The sequence below is a fragment of the Pseudomonas sp. EA_35y_Pfl2_R5 genome (assembly GCF_963970805.1).
GTDB lineage: Bacteria > Pseudomonadota > Gammaproteobacteria > Pseudomonadales > Pseudomonadaceae > Aquipseudomonas.
On record NZ_CAXAOW010000006.1, the window covers coordinates 25,235 to 46,599 of the forward strand.

The following is a 21,365-nucleotide window of genomic DNA, read 5'->3' on the forward strand; positions in this document are numbered from 1 at the left end:
TGTAGGAGCGGTGGGGACACCTAGTCCATGCCCGCGAACCGAGGTCACCGGAAAAACATCGCGGGCAAGCCCGCTCCTACAGGTTTTGTAAAACGTGCCAGTAGGGCGGGCAACATTTAGGCGTTTTTAACGACCGAACCGCTCTTCGGCCAGCTGATCTGCGATTTCTACGGTGGTTTTGCTTGCTGCATCTGCGCGCTGAAAAATCTGCTCCAGCGTCGCACCGATACCTTCGATATGCGCTTTCAGCTGCGCAGCACTGCCGCCACTGCGACCGTAGTAAACATCGATAATGCCGCCGGCATTGATCGCATAGTCCGGCGCATAGAGGCACTCGTTTCGACGCAGGGTTTCCGCCAGGCTGGGATCGGCCAGCTGATTGTTGGCGCCTCCGGCGATAATTGGCGCGCGCAGGGCCTCCAGGGTTTGTTGGTTGATGATTGCGCCCATGGCGCACGGCGCGAACACATCGACATCCAGGCCGAAAATTGCCTGCTGGGTTACAGCGGTTGCGCCCAGTTGCTCGACCGCACGCCGCACATTGGCCTCGACGATATCGGTTACCCACAGCTCGGCGCCAGCGGCTTTCAGCTGGCGCGCCAGGTCGAAGCCCACCTGCCCTACCCCTTGAATCGCGACTTTCAGGCCACGCAAATCATCACGGCCCAGGCGATGCTTTACCGCAGTCTGGATGCCGATGAATACGCCATAAGCGGTGGACGGTGATGGGTCGCCATTGCGCGTGCCGCCGGAAAATGCTTCGCGCAGCTCGGCGCCGGATACGTGGCGCGTGCGCTCGGCCATGATCTGCATTTCCGCAACGCCGGTGCCGGAGTCGGCGGCAGTGATATAGCGCCCGCCGAGGCTGTCGACAAAATCACCCATGGCCTGGAACAGCGCCGCGCTCTTGCCGGTATGCGGGTCGCCGATGATCACTGCTTTGCCGCCACCCAGCGGCAGGTTGGCCAGGGCCGATTTGTAGGTCATACCGCGCGACAGGCGCAGCACATCGCGCAGCGCTTCATCGTCATTGGCGTAGGGCCACATGCGGCAACCACCGAGGGCCGGGCCGAGGTTGCTGTTGTGAATGGCGATAATCGCCCGCAGGCCGCTGGCCTTGTCGTGGCCGTAGACCACCTGTTCGTGGTGGTCGAAATCGATATGGGAAAACACGGACATAGGTGCCTCGTTTTTTTGTTGTAAGAGGTCGCCCTCTCCCGGTTAAGGGAGAGGGTGAAGGTTATAAGTGTCATGTGGGAGAGCCTGGTCACGATCTCGCGAGCTAGAGCGAGACAAGGCAAAAACAGCCGAGGAAGCGGAGTTTACGGAGCTGTAAATGAGCATTCCGAGGCTGTTTTTAACGCCGTATCGCCGACGCGCAGCAGATCGTGGGCAGGCTCTCAAGCGGCCGGTTCGAACAACTGCACCGCCTGGATCTCGCTGACCAGCATGCGCGCCTTAAGCTGAGCACTCTGCTCGCGCACCTTGGCCAGGCTGCGTTCCTTGACGTGGCCATAGCCGCGGATCTGCTCCGGTAACTCGGCCAGAGCCAGCGCGGTACGGTAGTTTTCGGCGTTGAGTTCCTTGAGCAGGTACTCCAAGTTCTGCTCGTAGTCGTCGATCAGGTCCAGCTCCAGCTTGCGCTCGGCGCTGTAGCCGAACAGGTCCAGCGGAGTGCCACGCAGGAACTTGAACTTGGCCAGCACGCCGAAGGCCTTGAGCATCCAGGCGCCGAACTGACGCTTGCGCGGCTCACCGGTGCTGGCATCCGGCTTGCTCAGCCAGGACGGTGCCAGGTGGAACTCCAGGCGGTAATCGCCGCTGAACTGCGCCTCCAGCTGGCGGATAAAGCTGCCGTCGCTGTACAGCCGCGCCACTTCGTACTCGTCCTTGTAGGCCAGGAGTTTGAAGTAGTAACGCGCCACGGCCTTGCTCAGGGCTTGGTCAGCACTCTTGTCGAGCTGCTGCACCCGCGCCACTTGCTCGCGATAGCGCTCGGCGTAGGCGGCGTTCTGGTAGGCAGTCAGGCGTACAACACGGTCAGCGATGATTTCTTCCAGGGTCTGGCAATGCGGCGCTTCGATCACTTCCGGCTTGGCCAGACGCTCCACGGCGACCGCATCATGGGCCGCACGACGGCCCCAGAGGAATGCCTGTTGATTGAGCTGCACGGCCACGCCGTTAAGCTCGATGGCCTTGTTGATGGCTTCGGCGGAAACCGGCACCAGGCCCTTCTGGTAAGCGAAACCGAGCATAAACATATTGGTGGCGATGCTGTCGCCGAGCAGGCGCGTGGCCAGGCGGCTGGCATCGACAAAGTGGGTTTTACTCGCGCCCACCGCCTCGATCAGCGCCTCGCGCATGGCCGCGCCAGGCACCTGGGCATCGGGGTTGCGGGTGAATTCGGCGGTGGCCGCTTCATGGCTGTTGACCACCGCATGGGCGATCTTGTCATTCAGCTTGGCCAGGGCCTCTTCGCTGGCCGACACCACCAGATCGCAGCCCAGCAGCAAGTCGGTTTCCCCAGCGGCGATGCGCACGGCGAAGATGTCGTCCTGCTTAGCGGCAACACGGATATGGGTGATCACCGGGCCGAACTTCTGCGCCAGGCCAGCCTGATCGAGCACGCTGCAGCCCTTGCCTTCGATATGCGCCGCCATGCCGAGCAATGCGCCGACGGTGGTGACACCGCTGCCGCCGACACCCGGCAGGAGGATATTCCAGGGGCGGTCCAGAGTCGGTTGCTTGGGCTCTGGCAGGGCAATAAACAGCGCGCTCAAACCTACGGCTTCCGGCTTGCGCAGGCTGCCGCCGTGCACGGTGACAAAGCTTGGGCAGAAGCCTTCAACGCAACTGAAATCCTTGTTGCAGGAGTTCTGGTCGATCTCGCGCTTGCGCCCCAGTTCGGTTTCCAGCGGCAACACCGACAGGCAGTTGGATTTCACGCTGCAATCGCCACATCCTTCGCACACTGCCGGGTTGATAAAGGCACGCTTCTGCGGATCAATCAGCTTGCCGCGCTTGCGCCGACGGCGTTTCTCGGTGGCGCAGGTCTGGTCATAGATGATCACCGAGCAGCCCTGGAACTCGCGTAACTCACGCTGCACGGCATCCAGATCACGGCGATGGTGGAAGGTGACGATGGGCGCAAAGGTGGTGCGGGTCGGGTATTTCTCCGGCTCATCGGACACCAGGGCAATGCGTTTCACCCCTTCGGCGTACACCTGCTGGCTCAGTTGATCGACGCGCAGTTCGCCGTCGATAGGCTGGCCGCCAGTCATGGCCACCGCGTCGTTGTAGAGAATCTTGTAGGTGATATTCACCCCGGCGGCCACGGACGCACGAAGGGCCAGTTGGCCGGAGTGGAAGTAGGTGCCGTCGCCGAGGTTCTGGAAGATATGCGGGGTGTCGGTAAACGGCGCCTGGCCGATCCAGGTCGCGCCCTCGCCGCCCATCTGGGTAAAGGTGTCGGTGTTGCGGTCCATCCACTGGGTCATGTAGTGGCAACCGATACCGCCCTGGGCGCGGCTGCCTTCCGGCAGTTTGGTCGAGGTGTTGTGCGGGCAACCGGAGCAGAAATGCGGGGTGCGCACAGTGGTGTGTTTGGGCGCTGCCAGGGATGCTTCCTTGGCCGCGAGGAAGGCCAGGCGCTCCTCGATTTGCGGGCTGCTGTAGATCGGCGCGAGGCGCTTGGCGATGGCGCGGGCAATCATCGCCGGGGTCAGTTCGGACAGGTTAGGCAGCAGCGAATGGCCGGCTTCGTCGAACTCGCCCACCACCACTGGGCGCTTGCCCACGGGCCAGTTGTAGAGCTGACCGGTGAGCTGGTCTTCGATGATGCTGCGTTTTTCCTCGACCACCAGAATCTCGTCCAGGCCTTCGGCGAATTCATGCACCGACACCGGCTCCAGCGGCCAGCTCATGCCGACCTTGAGCACACGCAAGCCCACCTGGGCGCACAGCGCTTCATCCAGGCCGAGATCGTCCAGGGCCTGACGCACGTCCAGGTAGGACTTGCCGGTGGTGATAATGCCCAGGCGCGGATTGGGCGAATCGAGCTTGATCTGGTTGAGGTTGTTGGCCAGCGCAAAGGCGCGGGCGGCGTAGATCTTGTAGGTGTTGAGGCGCGCTTCCTGCGCCAGGGGCGGGTCCGGCCAGCGGATATACACACCGTCTTCCGGCAGCTTGAAGTCTTCGGGAATCTTCACCTGCATACGCAGCGGATCGACATCCACCACGGCGGAAGAGTCGACGTTCTCCGCGATGGTTTTCAGCGCCACCCAGCACCCGCTGTAGCGCGACAGCTCCCAGCCGATGATGCCGTAATCGAGAATTTCCTGAACGTTGGCCGGGTTGAGCACCGGGATCGAGGCGGCGATAAACGCATGCTCGCTCTGGTTGGCGATGCTTGAGGATTTGCAGCCATGGTCGTCGCCGGCCAGCAGCAGCACGCCGCCATGCTCGGAAACGCCGGCCGAGTTGCCGTGTTTGAACACATCGCCGCAGCGGTCCACGCCTGGGCCTTTGCCGTACCACATGGCAAATACGCCGTCGTAGCGCGCACCGGGGAACAGGCTGGTCTGTTGGCTGCCCCACACCGAGGTGGCGGCCAACTCTTCGTTGACGCCCGGCTGGAAGTGGATGTGATTCTCTTTGAGGTACTGCTTGGCGTCCCACAGGCTCTTGTCGAGGTTGCCCAAGGGCGAGCCACGGTAGCCGGAAATAAAGCACGCGGTATTCAGGCCATGAGCTGCGTCGCGTTGCTTCTGCAGCATGGGCAGGCGGGTCAGCGCCTGGGTGCCGGTCAGGTAGAGGTGACCGGTAGCAAGGCGGTACTTGTCATCCAGGCGGATTTCGGCCAGAGACATGGTGGTGCTCCTGTTATTTTTATCGAGAGCTGGGTTGGCAACGGTTAATGCCACCCTTGTTAAGCCTAGTGCGGGATCACCACACAAGGCGCATGGCCAAGAATATGAACGGAGCGCGCGGCTTTTTTATTTCTTTTTGCTGGCCGTTTTGCAGATACTGCGCATGATTAATCCAACAAGAACAAAAAATTCGGAACAGTCATGCAAGAAAAACTCAGCCCCATCGACCGCAAGATTCTCCGCCTGCTGCAACACAACGCCGACCTCTCCGCCGCCGAGATCGCCGAGAAGGTGGAATTGTCACAATCGCCCTGCTGGCGGCGGATTCACCGCATGCAGGAAGAAGGCATTATCGAACGCAAGGTTGCCCTGCTCAGCCACAAGCAACTGGGCTTCAGCATCACCGTGTTTGTCGATATCAAACTGTCGGCGCACGGGCGCAGTAACCTGGAAGAGTTCGAGCAAGCGGTGGTCGGTTACCCCGAGGTGCTGGAGTGCTTCACCATGGCTGGCGGCTCGGATTACCTGCTCAAGGTGGTGGCCAAGGACATCGCCAGCTACGAACGCTTTCTGCGCGACCACCTGCTGCAACGCCCGCACGTGCACGAAGCGCATTCGCATATCGCCATGAGCGAGGTCAAACGCACCACCGAGTTGCCGCTGGATTGAAGGACCATGGTGGTGGCCATTCGTAGGGTGGACAACGCGCAGCTTGTCCACCGTTTTGCCTTATCGCTTTAAGCCGACTCGGTTTGCACCGCAGCCACCTTGCTCCTCTCGCCCTGCGCCCTTCCCGCCCACCACAACGCCAGCGGGCCGAGCAGCAGGAGCAGGCCCATCAGGGCAAACGCGGCCCACCAGCCGAGCAGGCTCTTGTCGCCCAGTACATCCAGGCTGATGCCAAACAGCAGCGGGCCGAGGAAGGCGCCGCTAAAGCCGGTGCAGGAATACAGCGCCATGGCCGTGCCGCGGTGGCTGGCCGGTGCCACGGCGATCAAACCAGCCGTCAGGGATGACGAATCGGCGGTGACGGTGATGCTGTAGAGCAGCACCAGTACCAGCATCAGCCAGAACGGCAAGGCCGCACTCAGGCCGATAAACAGCGCCAGAGCCGTCGAGCTGAGCATCACCGCGATCAACCAGCGCTGCCGACCGAAACGCAGCGCCAGCTCGTTGCCGAAGATGCTCGCCGGCATGCCGATCAGGGTTACCAGCATCGCCACCCAAGTGCCAGACAGCCAGGGATCGCTGCCCTGCAACTGCCCGGAAAACACCACAAAGGCCACCACCCAGGCGCGCAGGGCAAACAGCTCAAGGTTATGCACCGCGTAGGCCAGGCAGTAGGCCGCCACCGCGCGGCTCTTTAATGGGGCCAAATCCAGCAGTTTGCGCGGTGCATGCTGCACCACCGCCTTGGGCTGCAAACCCCAATACACCATGGCCCAGGCCAGCAAGGCGCAAACACCGCTGAGCAGAGTCGGCAGCTGCCAGCCGCCGAACTTGGCCAGCTCGCCGGCGAGGATAAACGACAGCGCCGTGCCCAAACCGAAGCTCGCCGTATAGAAGGCCACAGCGCGCGACTGCGCCGGCCCCTCGATACGTTCGGACAGCGCCTTAAGCCCCGGCATATAGGTACCCGCCAAACCGACACCCGCCAGCACTCGCCAGGCCAGCGCGGACCAAAAGCCATCGGCGAAGACAAAGCCGGCATTAGCCGCGGCAGTCAGCAGCATCGCGGCCAGGTAGATCAGCCGCGCATCGTATTTGTCGGTCAGCCCGGTAAGGATCGGCACCGCAACCATATAGCCGAGAAAGAACCCGCCACCGATCCAGCCCGCCTGGGTATTAGTCAGCCCCCACAGCGCCTGAAAATCCGGCAGCAAGGCGGCGAACAGGGCAAAGCCGGCCATGCCCAGGGTTTCCGCGCCGCATAGCAGTAGCGTCACACGACGGGCGTTCATAACACTCGCCCGTCAAAAGCCAGGCTAACCCCCGCAGGCAAGGCATCGGGGTGTTCCAGCAACCAGGCGTCGAAGCTATGGCCGATATGGGTCAGCACGGTTTCTCTCGGCTGCAGCTGCTCGACCACTTCCAGCGCGCGGCTCAGATCGTTGTGGTTGCGCGGCGCGATGGGCTGCGGCGCGGTGGAGCAGTCCAGCACCAGTAGATCCAGCGGCTGCTTTCGCAGCACCTCGGCACTGGCGTCGGGCACACCGAGAGTGTCGGTCAAATAGGCAATACGCCGCTGTTCGCCACTCGTCGTTAAGCCTTCCAGCAGATAGCCAAAGGTCGGTTTCGAGTGATTGAGCGGCAGCGCCGTCACGCTTAACTCACCCAGCTGCCGCCGCTCGAAGGCGGCAAACGGCTGGCTGAAATCGAGAATACCGGGGTGTTTGTACAGGTCGGCTAACCCTTCGGGATCATCCGGGCCATGCACCGGAATAATCAGCCCCTGGCCCCAGCGCAGGTGCAGCAAACCCTGGGCGTGATCAGCGTGGTAATGGGTTTGCAGAATGCCGCTCAAGCTGTGCGGGGTGAAGCGCTCGCATAGATCGGTCAGGCCCGAGTCAATCAGCCAACGCTGCGCGCCGCATTCAATCAGCGCGCTGCAAGGCCCACGGCGGCGCGCCGGGTAAACCCGCGCACTGTCGCAGGCTGGGCAACCGCAGTTGTACACCGGCACCTGCCGCGCATCACCTGTACCCAGCAGGGTCAAGCGCATGTTTGGCTGGCTCCGACCAGCATCAATAGATTGTCTCGTGCGCGCTCAATCGAGGTGGAATTGTCCAACAGATGCAGACCGTCACACTCGGCAGCGGCGGCATCAAACTGAGCGTTGCGCGCCAGGCGTTGCTCAATCTGCTCAAGGCTTTCACGACCGCGGCGAAGTAAACGCTCACGCAGCACCAGGGCATCAACGGTAAGCAACACGCCGATCAGCTGCGGATAGCGCTGCCGCGCTTCGTCCAAATAAGCCCGTGAGCCATTGACCAACACATCCTGCCCCGCTGCCAACCAATCATCGATCTGCTTGGGAATGCCGTAAGCCAGACCATTGGCGCGCCAACTCAGGGCAAAGGCGCCGGCGGCTTCCTGGGCATCAAACTCGGTTGGGGAAACGCCAATGGCGTCCTCCCCCAACGACTCCGCTGAGCGGGTAATGACCCGCCTCACGATCACGCAATCACGCTCGGCCAAACGCTCACGTGCAGCTTGTAACAAGCTGTCCTTGCCCGAGCCCGAAGGCCCCATCAGATAGATCAACCGGCCACTCATCAGAACACCCTTCTCGCTTGTCGCCAGACTTGCTGGATCACCGCCTGGCCCACGTGCACCTGCGCCTGCACCAGGTCGGCACGCAAGCCGACGCGGATTTCGCCGCGATCATGCAGCCCCGCCGCCTGTGCCGGCACGCGGCTGACGGTGGCAATCGCTCGCGGCAGATCATAGCCGTTATCCTGCCCGGCCAGCAGCAAAGCGGCCTGCAACAGGCTGGCCGGGTAGTAGTCGCTGGAGAGGATATCCAGCACGCCATGCTGGGCCAGTTCGGCGGCGGCGATATTGCCGGAGTGCGAACCGCCGCGCACGATATTCGGCGCGCCCATCAGTACCTTCAGGCCCAGCTCGTGGCTGGCCTTGGCCGCTTCCAGAGTGGTGGGAAACTCGGCAATGGACATGCCAAAACCCGCCGACTCCTGCACATGGGCCAGGGTTGCGTCGTCATGGCTGGCCACGGAAATACCACGGGCCTGGCAGTCGGCAACGATGCTGCGGCGCTGGCGATCGCTGTACTGTCGCGAGTTGCCCACCTGCTCCACGATAAAGGCATCCATCTCCGCCGCGCTGAGGTGGTACTTGCCCATGTAGTACTCACGGTATTTGTCCTCCTTGGCGAACTGGCGCTGGCCCGGCGCGTGATCCATCACCGACACCAGCTGCACCAGCGGGTGCTCGACCAGATCGCGAAACACCCCAAGGGTATCCGGGTGGCAGACCTCGCAGCGCAAGTGCAAGCGGTGATCGACGCGCATATGCCCGGCCGCAGCGGCTTCGGCGATGGCTTCGAGCATCGCCGGCAGTTGCTGCATACGCTTGCCGCGTGGGTTGACGTCGCCAATTGCCAAGGCATCGAACACCGTGGTGATGCCCGCCGAAGCGATCTGCGCATCGTGGGTCAGCACAGCCGAGGCCGAGGGCCAATCCACCCCCGGCCGTGGGCTCATATATTTTTCCAGGTTGTCGGTGTGCAGCTCGACCAGGCCGGGCAGCAGGTAATCACCGCCCAGGTTCTGCGCCTGGGGCAAGCCGCTGACGCCCTCTTCCACCTGGGCAATCAGGCCGTCACGCAACACCAGAGTGCCGACAAACTCCTGCTCGGCGGTGACGATCCGCGCGTTGGTCAGAATCTGTTCAACCGGCATATACATACTCCTGCTGCGCCGCAGCGCTCATATCAAGAAAGCGGTCGGCAACGGCTTCACGGGCAGCGCGGTCGTGGAAGATGCCAATCAGTGCGCTACCGGCGGCCTTGGCTTCAGCGATCAGTTCCAACACCACCTGGCGGTTGGCGTCGTCCAGGGACGCGGTGGGTTCATCCAGCAGCATCAACGGCCAGGCGACCATAAAGCCGCGGGCGATATTCACCCGCTGCTGCTCGCCGCCGGAGAAGGTGCCGGGGGCCAGCTGCCACAGGGCTTGGGGGATATTCAGGCGGCTTAGCAGGCTTTTCGCCCGCGCTTCGGCATCGGCCTTGCTCCAGCCACGGGCCAGGGCTGGTTCCATCACCACATCCAAGGTGGCGACCCGGGGGATTACCCGCAGAAACTGGCTGACATAGCCCAGGGTCTGCCGGCGTACCGCCAGCACCTGGCGCGGTTCTGCGCCAACCAGCTCGACCCATTCGCCGTTGTGCAGCACGCGAATGCTGCCGCCAGCGGCCAGATAATTGCCGTACAGGGTGCGCAGCAAGGTCGACTTGCCAGCGCCGGACTGGCCATGCAGCACCAGGCATTCGCCGGCGCGCACGCTGAAATGCAGCCCGCTCAATACATTCAGCACCACGCCGTGCTGCTGATGCAGGGTGAAGGTCTTGCTGAGGCCGGAGACCTCGATAAGCGTATTCATATAAACCTCGAGCTTCATGCGCACGGATGTGTTCCGGCACGAGAGTCGTTTCGTAGAGTGGATGGCGCTTTATCCATCCACCGATGGCGGCACGTTGGTGGATGAGAAGAGCGTCATCCACCCTACCCAGCGTCAGGGTTGAAGCACCGACGACACCAGCAGCTGCGAATAGGGATGCTGCGGGTCATCGAGAATCTGATCGGTGAGACCGGCCTCGACCACATGGGAGCGGCGCATCACCATCAGCCGGTCCGCCAGCAAGCGCGCCACCGCCAGGTCGTGGGTGACGATCACCACCGCCAGGTCCAGTTCGCGCACCAGGCCGCGCAGCAGGTCGAGCAGGCGCGCCTGCACCGACACATCAAGGCCGCCGGTGGGTTCGTCCATAAAGATCAGCCGTGGGCTGGACACCAGATTGCGGGCGATCTGCAAGCGCTGCTGCATGCCGCCGGAGAAAGTGCGCGGCAGGTCATCGATGCGCAGCGGGTCGATCTCCACCTGTTGCAACCAGTCGATGCCGGCCGCGCGCAGCTCGCCGTAATGGCGCACGCCCTGGGCCATCAGCCGCTCGCCGATATTGGCCCCGGCCGACACGCCCATGCGCAGGCCGTCACGCGGGTTCTGCTCGACAAAACCCCACTCGGTACGCAGCAACGTGCGCCGCTGCGCCTCACTGGCGCTGTACAGGTCAACCCAGTTGCCGGCCGTATCGCGATAACTGACTGAGCCGCGATCCGGCGGGCAGCGCCCGGAGAGCAGACTAAGCAGGGTCGACTTGCCCGAACCGGACTCGCCGACAATGCCCAACACTTCGCCCGGATAGAGATCGAACGACACGCCCTGGCAGCCCTTTTCCGGGCCGTACAGACGCGTCAGGTCGCGCACGCTAAACAACGGTTGCGCCGTGTCGGTGTGCAGGTGCATTTTCTCGGCAGCACTCATTGCTCGCCCTCCTCTTCAAGGTCACGGCGTTGCATGCAGTAGTCGGTATCGGAGCAGACAAACCGCTTGCTGCCGGCATCGTCGACGATCAGCTCGTCGAGGTAGGAATCCTGGCTGCCGCAGAAGGCGCAGCACTCGTCCCAGCGCTGAATCTCGAAGGGGTGATCTTCAAAATCCAGGCTGACCACCCGGGTGAACGGCGGCACGGCATACAGGCGCTTCTCGCGGCCGGCGCCGAACAGCATCAGCGCCGGGCTCATGTGCAACTTGGGGTTGTCGAATTTGGGGATCGGCGACGGGTCCATCACGTAGCGCTCATCTACCGTCACCGGGTAGGCGTAGCTGGTGGCGATATGACCGAAGGTGGCAATGTCCTCGTACAGCTTTACGTGCATCACGCCGTAATCCTCCAGCGCATGCATGGTGCGGGTCTCGGTTTCCGAGGGCTCGATAAAGCGCAGCGGCTCGGGGATCGGCACCTGATAGACCATGATCTGATCATTGCTCAGCGCGGTTTCCGGGATGCGGTGGCGGGTCTGAATCACCGTCGCTTCTGGCGTGCGAGTGGTGGTTTCAACCCCAGCCGTGCGGGCGAAGAAGCGGCGGATCGACACCGCATTGGTGGTGTCATCCGCGCCCTGGTCGATCACCTTGAGCACATCGTCTGCACCGAGAATCGCCGCGGTCAGCTGCATGCCGCCGGTGCCCCAGCCATAGGGCAGCGGCATCTCGCGGCCACCGAAGGGCACCTGATAACCGGGAATAGCCACGGCCTTGAGCAGGCCACGACGGATCATGCGTTTGGTTTGCTCGTCCAGGTAGGCAAAGTTGTACCCAACCTCACACGCTACTGCGCCAGCTTGATTCGCGTGCGGGCGGTGCTCGGCATCCTCATGTACAAACTCGTACATTCCGGTGCCTGCGCTCCGGCCGCCCACGACTGAAGCAGGCTCGCTACGCGTGTAGATTTCATTTGTACTCATGCGCGTTGCTCCTCGGCGGCGGGCTGCTCGCACGCCTGCTTACGCAGTTTGCGGATCAGCTCCAGCTCGGATTGGAAGTCGACGTAGTGCGGCAATTTCAGGTGCGAGACGAAGCCGGCGGCCTCGACGTTGTCGCAGTGCATCAGCACAAATTCTTCCTGCTGCGCCGGGCCTTCAACCTCTTCGGCGTACTCCGCCGCGCGCAGCGAGCGGTCGACCAGGGCCATGCCCATGGCTTTACGCTCGGCATAGCCGAAGGCCAGACCGTAGCCACGGGTAAACTGCGCATCGATGCCTTTACCGCCGACGAACTGGTTAACCATCTCGCACTCGGTCACTTCGATATCGCCCAGCGGTACGGCGAAGCCGAGCTCTTCCGGCTCCAGCCAGACCTCGACCTCGCCGATGCGAATCTCCCCAGCAAAGGGGTGATTGCGCCCGTAGCCGCGCTGGGTGGAATAGCCCAGGGCCAAGAGGAAGCCTTCGTCACCACGGGCCAGGGCCTGCAGGCGCTGGGCGCGGCTGGCGGGAAAATCCAGCGGCTCTCGGGTGATATCCGGCACGGCGGCTCCGTCATCTTCCTCGCGGGCCATCAGGCCTTCGTCGGCGAGAAAATTCAGCACCCGTGGGCACGGCGACAGTTCAGCCTGCGGATCAACCTGCGGGCCGAGTTCTGGGTTGGGCTGCTCGCCTTCGGCCAGCAGGGCGAAATCCAGCAGACGGTGGCTGTAGTCAAAGGTCGGGCCGAGCAGTTGGCCGCCGGGCAGGTCCTTGAAGGTCGCCGAGATGCGTCGGGCCAGCTGCATCTGCGTGGTGTTCAGTGCGGCGCTGGCGCCGAATCGCGGCAGCGTGGTGCGGTAGGCGCGCAGCAGAAAGATCGCCTCCATCAGGTCACCGGCCGCCTGCTTGATCGCCAGGGCGGCCAGCTGCGGGTCATACAGCGAGCCTTCGCTCATCACCCGGGCGACGGCCAGGGGCATCTGCTCGCGCACCTGCTCGACGCTGAGCTCAGGAATGGAGGTATCGCCCCGGCGCTTCTTGGCCAGCAGCAAGTGCGCATTGTCGATGGCGCGTTCGCCACCTTTGACGGCGACGTACATCAGGCAGCCTCCTCGGCATTGACCAGCACGCGAGTGCTGCGCGGCAGACCGATAACCTGCTCACCAGCGGCGAAGAAGGCATCCAGGCCACGGGGAAAGGCACTGCGCGCCTGGCGCTGTTGCCAAAACACTGCCGGCAGCGGTAGCTCGACGCAGCGCACATCCTTGATGCCCGGCCCACGCCAGCGCAGGGCCGCGCCATTGCTGAGGGCATCAAGCTGGATCAGCAGAGTGCAGGACTGGTCGGGGTAGCGCTCACTGCCATTGTCGAAGGCCGACAGGTCCGCCAGCTCGCTTTCATCGAGCAGGGCAAACAGCGCCAGTTCGCGCTCGGCGACAATCGGGCAGCCGCAGTGAAAGGCCAGATTGGCGCGGATCGCCGGGGTGTCGAAACGCGGCGCCAACCACAGCGGCGTGTCGCCATCAAGAAACGCCAGGCACAGGGCGTAGGTCGCCGGATGCAGATTTTCCAGGGCCAGGGCGCGGTTCAGCGGTTGTGCCAGGCCCGGCTCGGCCAGGGCCTTGAGGGCGCTGCGGAAGCTGGTCTGCGCGTCCAGCACCGGATCATTGAAGGCCGGTTGCAGCCATTGCGAGCTATTCGCCGCGTTCATCAGTCTTCTCCTCGGACCAGGGTGAAGAATTCCACCTGGGTAGTTGCGGTTTCTGCGGCCTTGCCCGCCCGTTGGGCTTGTTGCGCTGCCGCCAGGGGTTCGATCAGCCGGCTCAGCCAATGCGGCTGCTCGGCGCCCTGCAAATGCGCGTCGGCCAGGGCCGCCAGTTCGGCGTGCTGCTTGTCGCGGCCAGCCACGTAGCTGTATCCGGTGCGGCCATCGGCAAGGCGCACCACGCAGCGGGTCACGCTCATCTCGCCGAGGTTGAATGGGTTGCCGGTGCCGCCCATGCGTCCACGCACCAGGGTCATGCCGATTTCAGGGGCGCGAATCAGGCGGTACTCGGCTTCCTTCAACGCCGACTCATAGGCCGCCAGTTGGCCGCCGGCGCGGGCGAGTACGCCCATCCAGCGCTGGCGGGTGGCGATGTGCGGGTCGCTGTGCTGCATGTCGCTGTGCGGTCTATCGCGGTTCATCAACAAGCCTCCATCAAAGGGCGAGCTGGTACTGGAAGCGGTCGGCGCGGCTGGTCGATAACGACAGCTCCACCGGCCGTCCGGCCAGATCGCGGGAAAGGGTTTGCACGCTGAGTAGCGGCGCGTGGCGTGGCATCAACAGACGTGCGGCCTCGTCACGGCTGGGTAGCCGCGCACCGATAAGGCTGAAGGTGCGAGTCAGCGGCAAGCCGCGCTGACTGAGGTACTGACGCAGCGAGCCGCCTTGATAGTCGGCGAGCAACTCGCAGTGTTCGGTGCTGAAGGCATGCCGAATCAGACTGACCGGCTGGCCCTCGATCAGGCGCAGGGTGCTCAGCTCCAGCAGTTGCGCACCACTGGCCAACTGAAGGTACTCACGCTCCTCGCAACCGGCCGGACGCAAGCGGCTTTCCAGCAACTGCGCCTCAACCTTGTGGCCAAGCGCCGAGAGCGAGGCGCTGTAGGCACTGCCAGCCTGCATCGGATAGATCAGCGGTTTGGCCAACACCCGCGTGCCCTTGCCCTGCTGGCGCAGCAGGCGGCCTTCGAGCACCAGCTCATCCACCGCGCGGCGCAGAGTGTGGCGATTGACAGCAAAGCGCGCCGCCAGCTGCACCTCGGCCGGCAGATAATCGCCAGGGCTCATGCGCTGCAGCTCATCGCGCAGCACGGCGGCCAGTTCGCGGTACAGCGGCTCGGGTTGTCTAGACAAGTGCATGGCTAATAAAGGGCATCCGCAGATGCCCGTTCTCCGTCAGATAAATTGTTTGCGCAGGCGCTGCGAGATGATGTCCAGTAGGCTGACCACCAGAATGATCACGATCAGCAAGGCGCAGGTCTGGGCGAACTGGAAGCCGCGAATTGCCTCCCAGAGAATCACCCCGATACCGCCGGCGCCAACCATGCCGACCACGGTTGCCGAGCGCACGTTGGACTCGAAGCGGTACAGCGAGTAGGAAATCCACAGCGGCAGAACCTGCGGAATCACCCCGTAGATGACTTCCTGCAACGCACTGGCACCGGTAGCGCGAACGCCTTCAACCGGGCCCGGATCGATGGCCTCGACCGCCTCGGCGAAGAGTTTGGCGAGTACCCCGGTGGTGCCGATAAACAGCGCCAGCACCCCGGCGAATGGACCCAGGCCAACGGCCACCACGAAGAGCATGGCGAAGACCATTTCATTGATCGAACGGCAAGCGTCCATCACCCGGCGGATCGGCTGGTAAACCCACCACGGCACGATGTTTTCCGAGCAGAGAATGCCCAGCGGAATAGCCAGAACAATCGCCAGCACCGTACCCCAGAGGGCGATCTGCACGGTGACGATCATCTCCTTGAGGTACAGCTCCCAGTTGCTGAAATCAGGCGGAAAGAAGTCCGCAGCAAAGGTCGCCATGTTGCTGGAGTCGCGGATCAGCGCCAGCGGATTCATCTCCGCGCCCTGCCAGGACCAGGCCAACACAACGAAAAACAGTCCCCAGCCGATCAGCTGCAGCCAGGAACGCTTGGCAATCAGGTCGGGCGTGGGTGCGGTGGTCAAAGTGGTCATAACAACATCTCGAATCAAGCGGCAGAACAGAGCGACCCGCCCACTGGGCGAGTCGCTGGCGGCACGTGCAATTAACCCGCGCTTGCCGGGCTCTTCTGGGCGATTTCAGCCAGACGCTTTTCCAGTTTGGCCAGCTCGGCATCCAACTCCTTGAGCTGAGCCTGCTTGTCAGCAGCATTGAGCTTTTCGTTGTTGGCCACTTCAGTGCGTTTCTTGAACAGTTCCAGCTGGCGGATCGGCAACAGTTGATCGTCATCCGACGCCTTGAACTTTGCCCACTGCAGCCCTTCAAGCACTTTCAGCTCAGCCGGCTGGTCGCCGTAAGTCATAAAGAACTCACGCAGCTTGTTCTTGGTGGCGTCATCCAGGTTCTTGCGCCATACCATCGGGTCGGACGGGATCAGCGGCGAGGTCCAGATCACTTTCAGCTGAGCGGCCTTGTCCGGCGCGGTCACTTGCAGACGCTCCATGCCCTCGCTATTGAAGGTGCCGACATCGACCTGCTTGTTGGCCACCGACAGTGCGTTGACCTCGTGGCTGCCGTTGAGCGCGCGCTTGAAGATCTTGTTGGCGTCGGCGTTGTTCTGCGCGAACACGTAGTAGCCCGGCACCAGATAACCCGATGTGGAGTTCGGATCGCCGTTGGCGAAGGTCAGGCTCGAAGCGTTTTTCAGCATGTCTTCGATCGAATTGATCGGGCTGTCCTTGTGCGCCACCATCAAGCTGTAATAGCCCTGAGTGCCGTTGGCCGCGACGGTCTGGGCGAAAATCTGCCCATTGGCACGGTCCACTGCTTCCATCGCAGCCTTGTTGCCGTACCAGGCCATGTCGACCTTGTCGAAGCGCATGCCCTGGATGATCCCGGCGTAGTCAGGGGCGAAGAAGGCTTTGATCTTCAGGCCGGTCTGCTGACTCATATCCGCCAGGAAGGGATCCCACATGGTCTTGAGGTTCTGCGAGGACTCGGTGGAGATGATGCCGAAATTGATTTCCTGCTCAGCGGCCTGGGCAGCGCCCAGAACCGAACCGGCCAACAGCGTGGACGCGACGAGAACGCGGCTGATACGTTTGAACATGCAAAGCACTCCTAGTGCAGATGGACAGATAGGGGTTGGCATAACTGCGAACGGCACTCAGGCCTTGGCCAGAGCGAGCGGTACTTTCGTTGTGCGTGCGCGGCGGGCTTTCTCGATGGATAGCGGCTCTACTTCAAGCTCGGCCCCGTAAAGATCGTTAAGGAAGTTGGGATGCAGCTCGGCGGCGGCACCATCGAAATGAATACGCCCCGCTTTCAACGCCACGGCCCGCTGGCAATAGCGCATGGCGTAGTCGACCTGATGCAAGGTGACCACCACGGTGGTGCCGTCTTCGCGGTTGATGTCGGCAAGAATTTGCATGACCTTGCGCGCCGACTCGGGGTCCAGCGAGGCAATCGGCTCATCGGCGAGAATCACCTTGGCGCGCTGGCACAGGGCACGGGCAATCGCCACACGCTGCTGTTGGCCGCCGGATAAAGTTGAGGCGCGCTGCTGCGCCAGATCTGCCAGACCGACGCGGGCCAGCGCCTGCAGTGCACGCTGCTTTTCTTCGGCATTGAACAGGCCGAGGCTGCCACGCCAGCGCGGCATGCGCCCCAGGCAGCCGAGCAGCACGTTCTGCAGCACGCTGAGACGGCCGACCAGATTGAACTGCTGAAAGATGTAACCGATATCGGCGCGCAGACGACGCACTTCACCATTCAGGCGGCCAGCGGCCTGTACCTCACGGCCCAACACCTGAATGCTGCCACCGCCGCTGCGGTCGCAACAGGCCAGGCCCGCAACATGACGCAGCAAAGTCGACTTGCCGGAACCGGAGGCTCCGATCAACGCCACCATTTCACCGGGCTCGACGGACAGCGCCAGATCAAACAGCGCCTGCTTGCGGCCGAATGTTTTGTTCAGGCTCTCAACCCGGATCACTGCGCTCATGGAATGCCTCCTTTCTCAGGGTTACACCGCAGCGCGAAGCCGCCTGCTGGTGTAGACCAAGGTAGGCAAATCCTGTGTCAGACCGATTAATGGACCGTGACACTTACGTGACCATTGCTTGAAGTTATTGCTATGGGAGAGGGAGATTTCCTAGGTTTTTGCACAGCACGGCGCATTTCTGATAACTGGTGCTGGCATAACGCCTTTATCCAACGCAAAATTCGACACTCGATTGACGTCAATTTGCCGACCAATCGACTATAGAGTCATATTACATTTAAGGGGCTTTCTGGCTGAACGGTTAGTGCTATAGGTGGTCAAACCGGTGACAATCCTATAGCCCATTGCCAGTATCGCTTTCCTAAACTAACCGGTTTAATGTACGCGCCCTATGAAACCAGCACTCTATTCCAGCCGCACCGCTGACAAATTCGTAGTTCGTCTGCCCGATGGCATGCGCGAACGTATTGCGGATGTCGCACGTAACCACCACCGCAGCATGAACTCGGAGATCATTGCTCGTCTTGAGCAAAGCATGCTCCAGGAAAGTGCTCTGGGTGATGACCTCAATATGCGCTTGGACAGCCCAGACCTGTCCTTGCATGAGCGTGAGCTGCTACAACGCTTCCGCCAGCTGTCGCGCCGTCAGCAAAACGCCCTGGTGGCGCTGATTGCTCACGACGTTGAGATGGCCGCCGAAGAAGCTTGATGGCACGCACAATCGAAAAACCGGCCTAGGCCGGTTTTTTTGCTGACCATAAAAAACCGCCATCTCGGCGGTTTTTTATGGCTGTTGCCAATTAACCGACAAAGTTAAGCAGCACCCCCGCCGCTACTGCCGAGCCAATTACCCCGGCCACGTTTGGACCCATGGCGTGCATCAGCAGGAAGTTCTGCGGATTAGCTTCCAGGCCGACCTTGTTCGATACCCGCGCCGCCATCGGCACCGCAGATACGCCGGCCGAACCGATCAGCGGATTGACCTTATTCTTACTGAACAGGTTCATCAGCTTGGCCATCAGCACCCCTGCCGCGGTACCCGCACAGAACGCCACCATGCCCAGACTGAGAATGCCCAAGGTTTTCAGCTGCAGGAAGGAATCAGCAGAGAGCTTCGAACCCACTGTCAGGCCAAGGAAGATGGTGACGATATTGATCAGGGCATTACGCGAGGTATCAGCCAGACGCTCGACCACACCAGCCTCACGCAGCAGATTACCGAGGGCAAACATGCCGATCAGCGGAGCCGCATCAGGCAGCAGCATGCCAACAAGCAGGCACAGCACGATCGGAAAGATGATCTTCTCGGTCTGGCCCACAGGGCGCAGCTGCTGCATAACGATGGCGCGCTCTTCCTTGGTGGTCAGCGCACGCATGATCGGGGGCTGAATCAACGGCACCAGCGCCATATAGGCATAGGCCGCCACCGCAATCGGGCCAAGCAGGTGCGGCGCCAGTTTGGAGGTCACAAAGATCGAGGTAGGACCATCTGCACCGCCAATAATGGCAATGGATGCAGCCTCCTTGAGGGTGAACTCAAGCCCCGGAATACCCAGCGCGGTAATGGCCAGGGCGCCGAGCAGAGTGCCGAAGATGCCGAACTGAGCCGCCGCGCCCAGAAGCAAGGTCTTGGGGTTGGCCAGCATCGGCCCAAAGTCAGTCATGGCCCCCACACCGAGGAAGATCAGCAGCGGGAAGATACTGGTGGGCAGGCCCACCTCGTAGATCATATGCAGAAAGCCTGCGCCTTCCGCCATATTGGCCACCGGAATATTGGCCAGCAGACCGCCAAAGCCAATCGGAATCAGCAGCAAAGGCTCGAAGCCCTTCTTGATCGCCAGATAGATCAGCAGCATGCACACCGCGATCATAAACAGCTGGCCAACCTCGACATGGTACAGGCCGGTGCTCTGCCAAAGCTTGAGGAGCTTTTCCATTACCGCGCTCCCTTAACCGATGGTCAGCAGGCTGTCGCCCACCGCCACCGCATCACCGACCTTGACGTTGACCGCACCGACGGTGCCGGCCTTGAACGCACGAATTTCGGTTTCCATCTTCATGGCTTCGAGGATGATCACTAGCTGTCCTTCTTCCACGGCCTGGCCTGGCTGCACCAACACCTTGAAGATATTGCCGGCCAGCGGGGCATTCTGCGGCTCGCCCGCGCCAACCGGGGCAGCTACTGCTGCCGCAGCAGAACCCGCACCACCTACAGCCTTGAGCCCTTCGACATCACCGCCTTCATTGACTTGCACCACATAGGACTTGCCGTTTACCTCAACGGTGTAGACCTCGGGCTTGCCAGCCTCGCGAACAAGGGCTTCCTTACCAGTCGGCACCGGCTCGAAGGCCGCCGGGTTGCCGCGGTTTTCCAGAAATTTCAGGCCAATCTGCGGGAATAGGGCGTAGGTCAGCACGTCGTCGATTTCATCGGCGGCGAGCTTGATGCCTTTCTCTTTGGCAATGCCCTTGAGCTCAGCAGTCAACTTGTCCATCTCAGCTTCTAGCAGATCGGCCGGACGGCAGGTGACGGCTTCAGCGCCATCCAGCACCCGCGCCTGCAACTCTTTATTGAAAGGCGCCGGCGCTGCGCCGTATTCACCCTTCAAGATGCCGGCGGTTTCCTTGGTGATCGACTTGTAGCGCTCGCCAGTCAATACATTGATCACCGCCTGGGTGCCAACGATCTGCGAGGTTGGGGTTACCAGCGGGATAAAGCCGAGGTCTTCGCGCACCCGCGGGATTTCCGCCAGTACTTCGTCGAATTTGTCCTGGGCGCCCTGCTCTTTCAGCTGGCCCTCCATATTGGTGAGCATGCCGCCCGGCACCTGGGCGACCAGGATGCGCGAATCGACACCCTTGAGGTTGCCCTCGAACTTGGCGTACTTCTTTCGCACTTCACGGAAGTAGGCAGCAATTTCTTCGAGCAGCTCCAAGTTAAGCCCGGTATCGCGCTCAGTGCCCTGGAACATCGCAACTACAGACTCAGTCGGCGAATGGCCATAGGTCATCGACAGCGAGGAAATAGCGGTGTCGACATTGTCGATACCCGCTTCCACGGCCTTGAGAATGGCCACAGACGACAACCCTGCCGTGGCATGGCACTGCATATGAATCGGGATGGACAGACTGGCCTTGAGTCGCGATACCAACTCAAAAGCGGTATACGGGGTGAGAATGCCAGCCATGTCCTTGATGGCAATGGAGTCGGCGCCCATATCCTCGATTTCCTTGGCCAAATCCACCCACATGTCCAGGGTATGCACCGGGCTGGTGGTGTAGGAAATGGTCCCCTGGGCATGCTTGCCCAGCTGCTTGACTGCTTTGAGAGCAGTTTGCAGGTTGCGCGGGTCGTTCATCGCATCGAATACGCGGAACACATCGACACCATTGAAGGCGGCGCGCTCGACGAACTTTTCCACCACATCATCGGCGTAATGGCGATAGCCCAGCAGGTTTTGCCCACGCAGCAGCATCTGCTGACGGGTGTTGGGCATGGCCTTTTTCAGCTCGCGGATGCGGTGCCATGGGTCTTCGCCCAGGTAACGAATGCACGCATCAAAGGTCGCGCCACCCCAGGACTCAACAGACCAGAAACCGACCTGATCGAGTTTCGGTGCGATTGGCAACATGTCTTCCAGGCGCACACGGGTGGCCAGGATCGACTGATGGGCGTCACGCAGCACCACATCAGTAATTCCGAGTGCTTTCTTTACGGCAGTCATACAGATGCTCCCTGTCG

Annotated in this window: 20 protein-coding genes; 2 read left to right on the forward strand and 18 right to left on the reverse strand. The window is 61.8% G+C overall.

The annotated features are described in order from the left end of the window. Positions 1 to 126 precede the first annotated feature (126 nt). Both AACX99_RS12680 and AACX99_RS12685 read right to left on the reverse strand, forming a co-directional pair. Positions 127 to 1,179, reverse strand: a complete 1,053-nt coding sequence (locus AACX99_RS12680; protein WP_339412277.1) for a Glu/Leu/Phe/Val dehydrogenase dimerization domain-containing protein — start codon at positions 1,177 to 1,179, stop codon at positions 127 to 129. Positions 1,180 to 1,400: 221 nt separating this feature from the next. Further along, positions 1,401 to 4,868, reverse strand: a complete 3,468-nt coding sequence (locus AACX99_RS12685) for an indolepyruvate ferredoxin oxidoreductase family protein (RefSeq protein ID WP_339412279.1) — start codon at positions 4,866 to 4,868, stop codon at positions 1,401 to 1,403. Positions 4,869 to 5,069: 201 nt separating this feature from the next. On the opposite strand from AACX99_RS12685, the gene AACX99_RS12690 reads away from it, so the two are divergent. Beyond that, entirely contained in the window at positions 5,070 to 5,537 is a 468-nt protein-coding gene (locus AACX99_RS12690) for an Lrp/AsnC family transcriptional regulator (RefSeq protein ID WP_136665833.1), read from the forward strand. Positions 5,538 to 5,605: 68 nt separating this feature from the next. Here the strand turns inward: AACX99_RS12690 and AACX99_RS12695 are convergent, their stop codons facing one another. From AACX99_RS12695 to phnC, 14 genes are all read right to left on the reverse strand, one after another. After that, positions 5,606 to 6,829, reverse strand: a complete 1,224-nt coding sequence (locus AACX99_RS12695) for an MFS transporter (protein ID WP_339412281.1) — start codon at positions 6,827 to 6,829, stop codon at positions 5,606 to 5,608. Then, the gene (gene phnP / locus AACX99_RS12700; protein WP_339412282.1) at positions 6,826 to 7,590 is read right to left on the reverse strand and encodes a phosphonate metabolism protein PhnP; all 765 of its coding nucleotides are present in this window, start codon (positions 7,588 to 7,590) and stop codon (positions 6,826 to 6,828) included. The genes AACX99_RS12695 and phnP overlap by 4 nt, the downstream gene beginning before the upstream one ends. Beyond that, the gene (gene phnN, locus AACX99_RS12705; RefSeq protein ID WP_339412283.1) at positions 7,581 to 8,144 is read right to left on the reverse strand and encodes a phosphonate metabolism protein/1,5-bisphosphokinase (PRPP-forming) PhnN; all 564 of its coding nucleotides are present in this window, start codon (positions 8,142 to 8,144) and stop codon (positions 7,581 to 7,583) included. Before phnN ends, phnP begins: the two co-directional genes overlap by 10 nt. Beyond that, positions 8,144 to 9,289 carry an alpha-D-ribose 1-methylphosphonate 5-triphosphate diphosphatase gene (locus tag AACX99_RS12710; RefSeq protein WP_339412284.1) on the reverse strand — a complete coding sequence of 382 codons (1,146 nt, stop codon included), beginning with the start codon at positions 9,287 to 9,289 and terminating at the stop codon, positions 8,144 to 8,146. Before AACX99_RS12710 ends, phnN begins: the two co-directional genes overlap by 1 nt. Beyond that, on the reverse strand, positions 9,279 to 9,992 hold the full coding sequence (gene phnL / locus AACX99_RS12715) for a phosphonate C-P lyase system protein PhnL (protein ID WP_339412286.1): 714 nt from the start codon (positions 9,990 to 9,992) through the stop codon (positions 9,279 to 9,281). The genes AACX99_RS12710 and phnL overlap by 11 nt, the downstream gene beginning before the upstream one ends. A 132-nt stretch (positions 9,993 to 10,124) precedes the next feature. Beyond that, positions 10,125 to 10,934: a phosphonate C-P lyase system protein PhnK gene (gene phnK / locus AACX99_RS12720; RefSeq protein ID WP_339412287.1), complete on the reverse strand. Its 810-nt coding sequence runs from the start codon at positions 10,932 to 10,934 to the stop codon at positions 10,125 to 10,127. Next, positions 10,931 to 11,845, reverse strand: coding sequence for an alpha-D-ribose 1-methylphosphonate 5-phosphate C-P-lyase PhnJ (locus AACX99_RS12725; RefSeq protein WP_339412289.1), 915 nt, complete (start codon positions 11,843 to 11,845; stop codon positions 10,931 to 10,933). Before AACX99_RS12725 ends, phnK begins: the two co-directional genes overlap by 4 nt. A gap of 68 nt (positions 11,846 to 11,913) precedes the next feature. Further along, complete coding sequence (locus AACX99_RS12730) at positions 11,914 to 13,017, reverse strand: carbon-phosphorus lyase complex subunit PhnI (protein WP_339412291.1); 1,104 nt, start codon at positions 13,015 to 13,017, stop codon at positions 11,914 to 11,916. Beyond that, on the reverse strand, positions 13,017 to 13,628 hold the full coding sequence (gene phnH, locus AACX99_RS12735; protein WP_339412293.1) for a phosphonate C-P lyase system protein PhnH: 612 nt from the start codon (positions 13,626 to 13,628) through the stop codon (positions 13,017 to 13,019). The genes AACX99_RS12730 and phnH overlap by 1 nt, the downstream gene beginning before the upstream one ends. Beyond that, positions 13,628 to 14,077, reverse strand: coding sequence for a phosphonate C-P lyase system protein PhnG (phnG, locus tag AACX99_RS12740; RefSeq protein WP_339412555.1), 450 nt, complete (start codon positions 14,075 to 14,077; stop codon positions 13,628 to 13,630). Before phnG ends, phnH begins: the two co-directional genes overlap by 1 nt. 40 nt (positions 14,078 to 14,117) lie before the next feature. Beyond that, a complete protein-coding gene (gene phnF / locus AACX99_RS12745) occupies positions 14,118 to 14,822 on the reverse strand; it encodes a phosphonate metabolism transcriptional regulator PhnF (protein ID WP_339412294.1) in 705 nt (234 codons plus the stop codon). A gap of 36 nt (positions 14,823 to 14,858) precedes the next feature. Continuing rightward, on the reverse strand, positions 14,859 to 15,653 hold the full coding sequence (gene phnE, locus AACX99_RS12750) for a phosphonate ABC transporter, permease protein PhnE (RefSeq protein WP_269381934.1): 795 nt from the start codon (positions 15,651 to 15,653) through the stop codon (positions 14,859 to 14,861). 71 nt (positions 15,654 to 15,724) lie between these two features. After that, complete coding sequence (phnD, locus tag AACX99_RS12755; protein WP_339412296.1) at positions 15,725 to 16,729, reverse strand: phosphonate ABC transporter substrate-binding protein; 1,005 nt, start codon at positions 16,727 to 16,729, stop codon at positions 15,725 to 15,727. 57 nt (positions 16,730 to 16,786) lie between these two features. Beyond that, complete coding sequence (phnC, locus tag AACX99_RS12760; RefSeq protein ID WP_339412297.1) at positions 16,787 to 17,623, reverse strand: phosphonate ABC transporter ATP-binding protein; 837 nt, start codon at positions 17,621 to 17,623, stop codon at positions 16,787 to 16,789. 391 nt (positions 17,624 to 18,014) lie between these two features. Between phnC and AACX99_RS12765 the strand changes: the two genes are divergently transcribed. Further along, the gene (locus tag AACX99_RS12765; protein WP_339412298.1) at positions 18,015 to 18,332 is read left to right on the forward strand and encodes an Arc family DNA-binding protein; all 318 of its coding nucleotides are present in this window, start codon (positions 18,015 to 18,017) and stop codon (positions 18,330 to 18,332) included. 91 nt (positions 18,333 to 18,423) lie between these two features. Here AACX99_RS12765 and AACX99_RS12770 read toward each other — a convergent pair whose 3' ends face one another. Both AACX99_RS12770 and oadA read right to left on the reverse strand, forming a co-directional pair. Continuing rightward, positions 18,424 to 19,560, reverse strand: a complete 1,137-nt coding sequence (locus AACX99_RS12770) for a sodium ion-translocating decarboxylase subunit beta (RefSeq protein WP_339412300.1) — start codon at positions 19,558 to 19,560, stop codon at positions 18,424 to 18,426. A 12-nt stretch (positions 19,561 to 19,572) separates the two neighbouring features. Next, positions 19,573 to 21,348: a sodium-extruding oxaloacetate decarboxylase subunit alpha gene (gene oadA, locus AACX99_RS12775; protein ID WP_339412301.1), complete on the reverse strand. Its 1,776-nt coding sequence runs from the start codon at positions 21,346 to 21,348 to the stop codon at positions 19,573 to 19,575. Positions 21,349 to 21,365 lie beyond the last annotated feature (17 nt).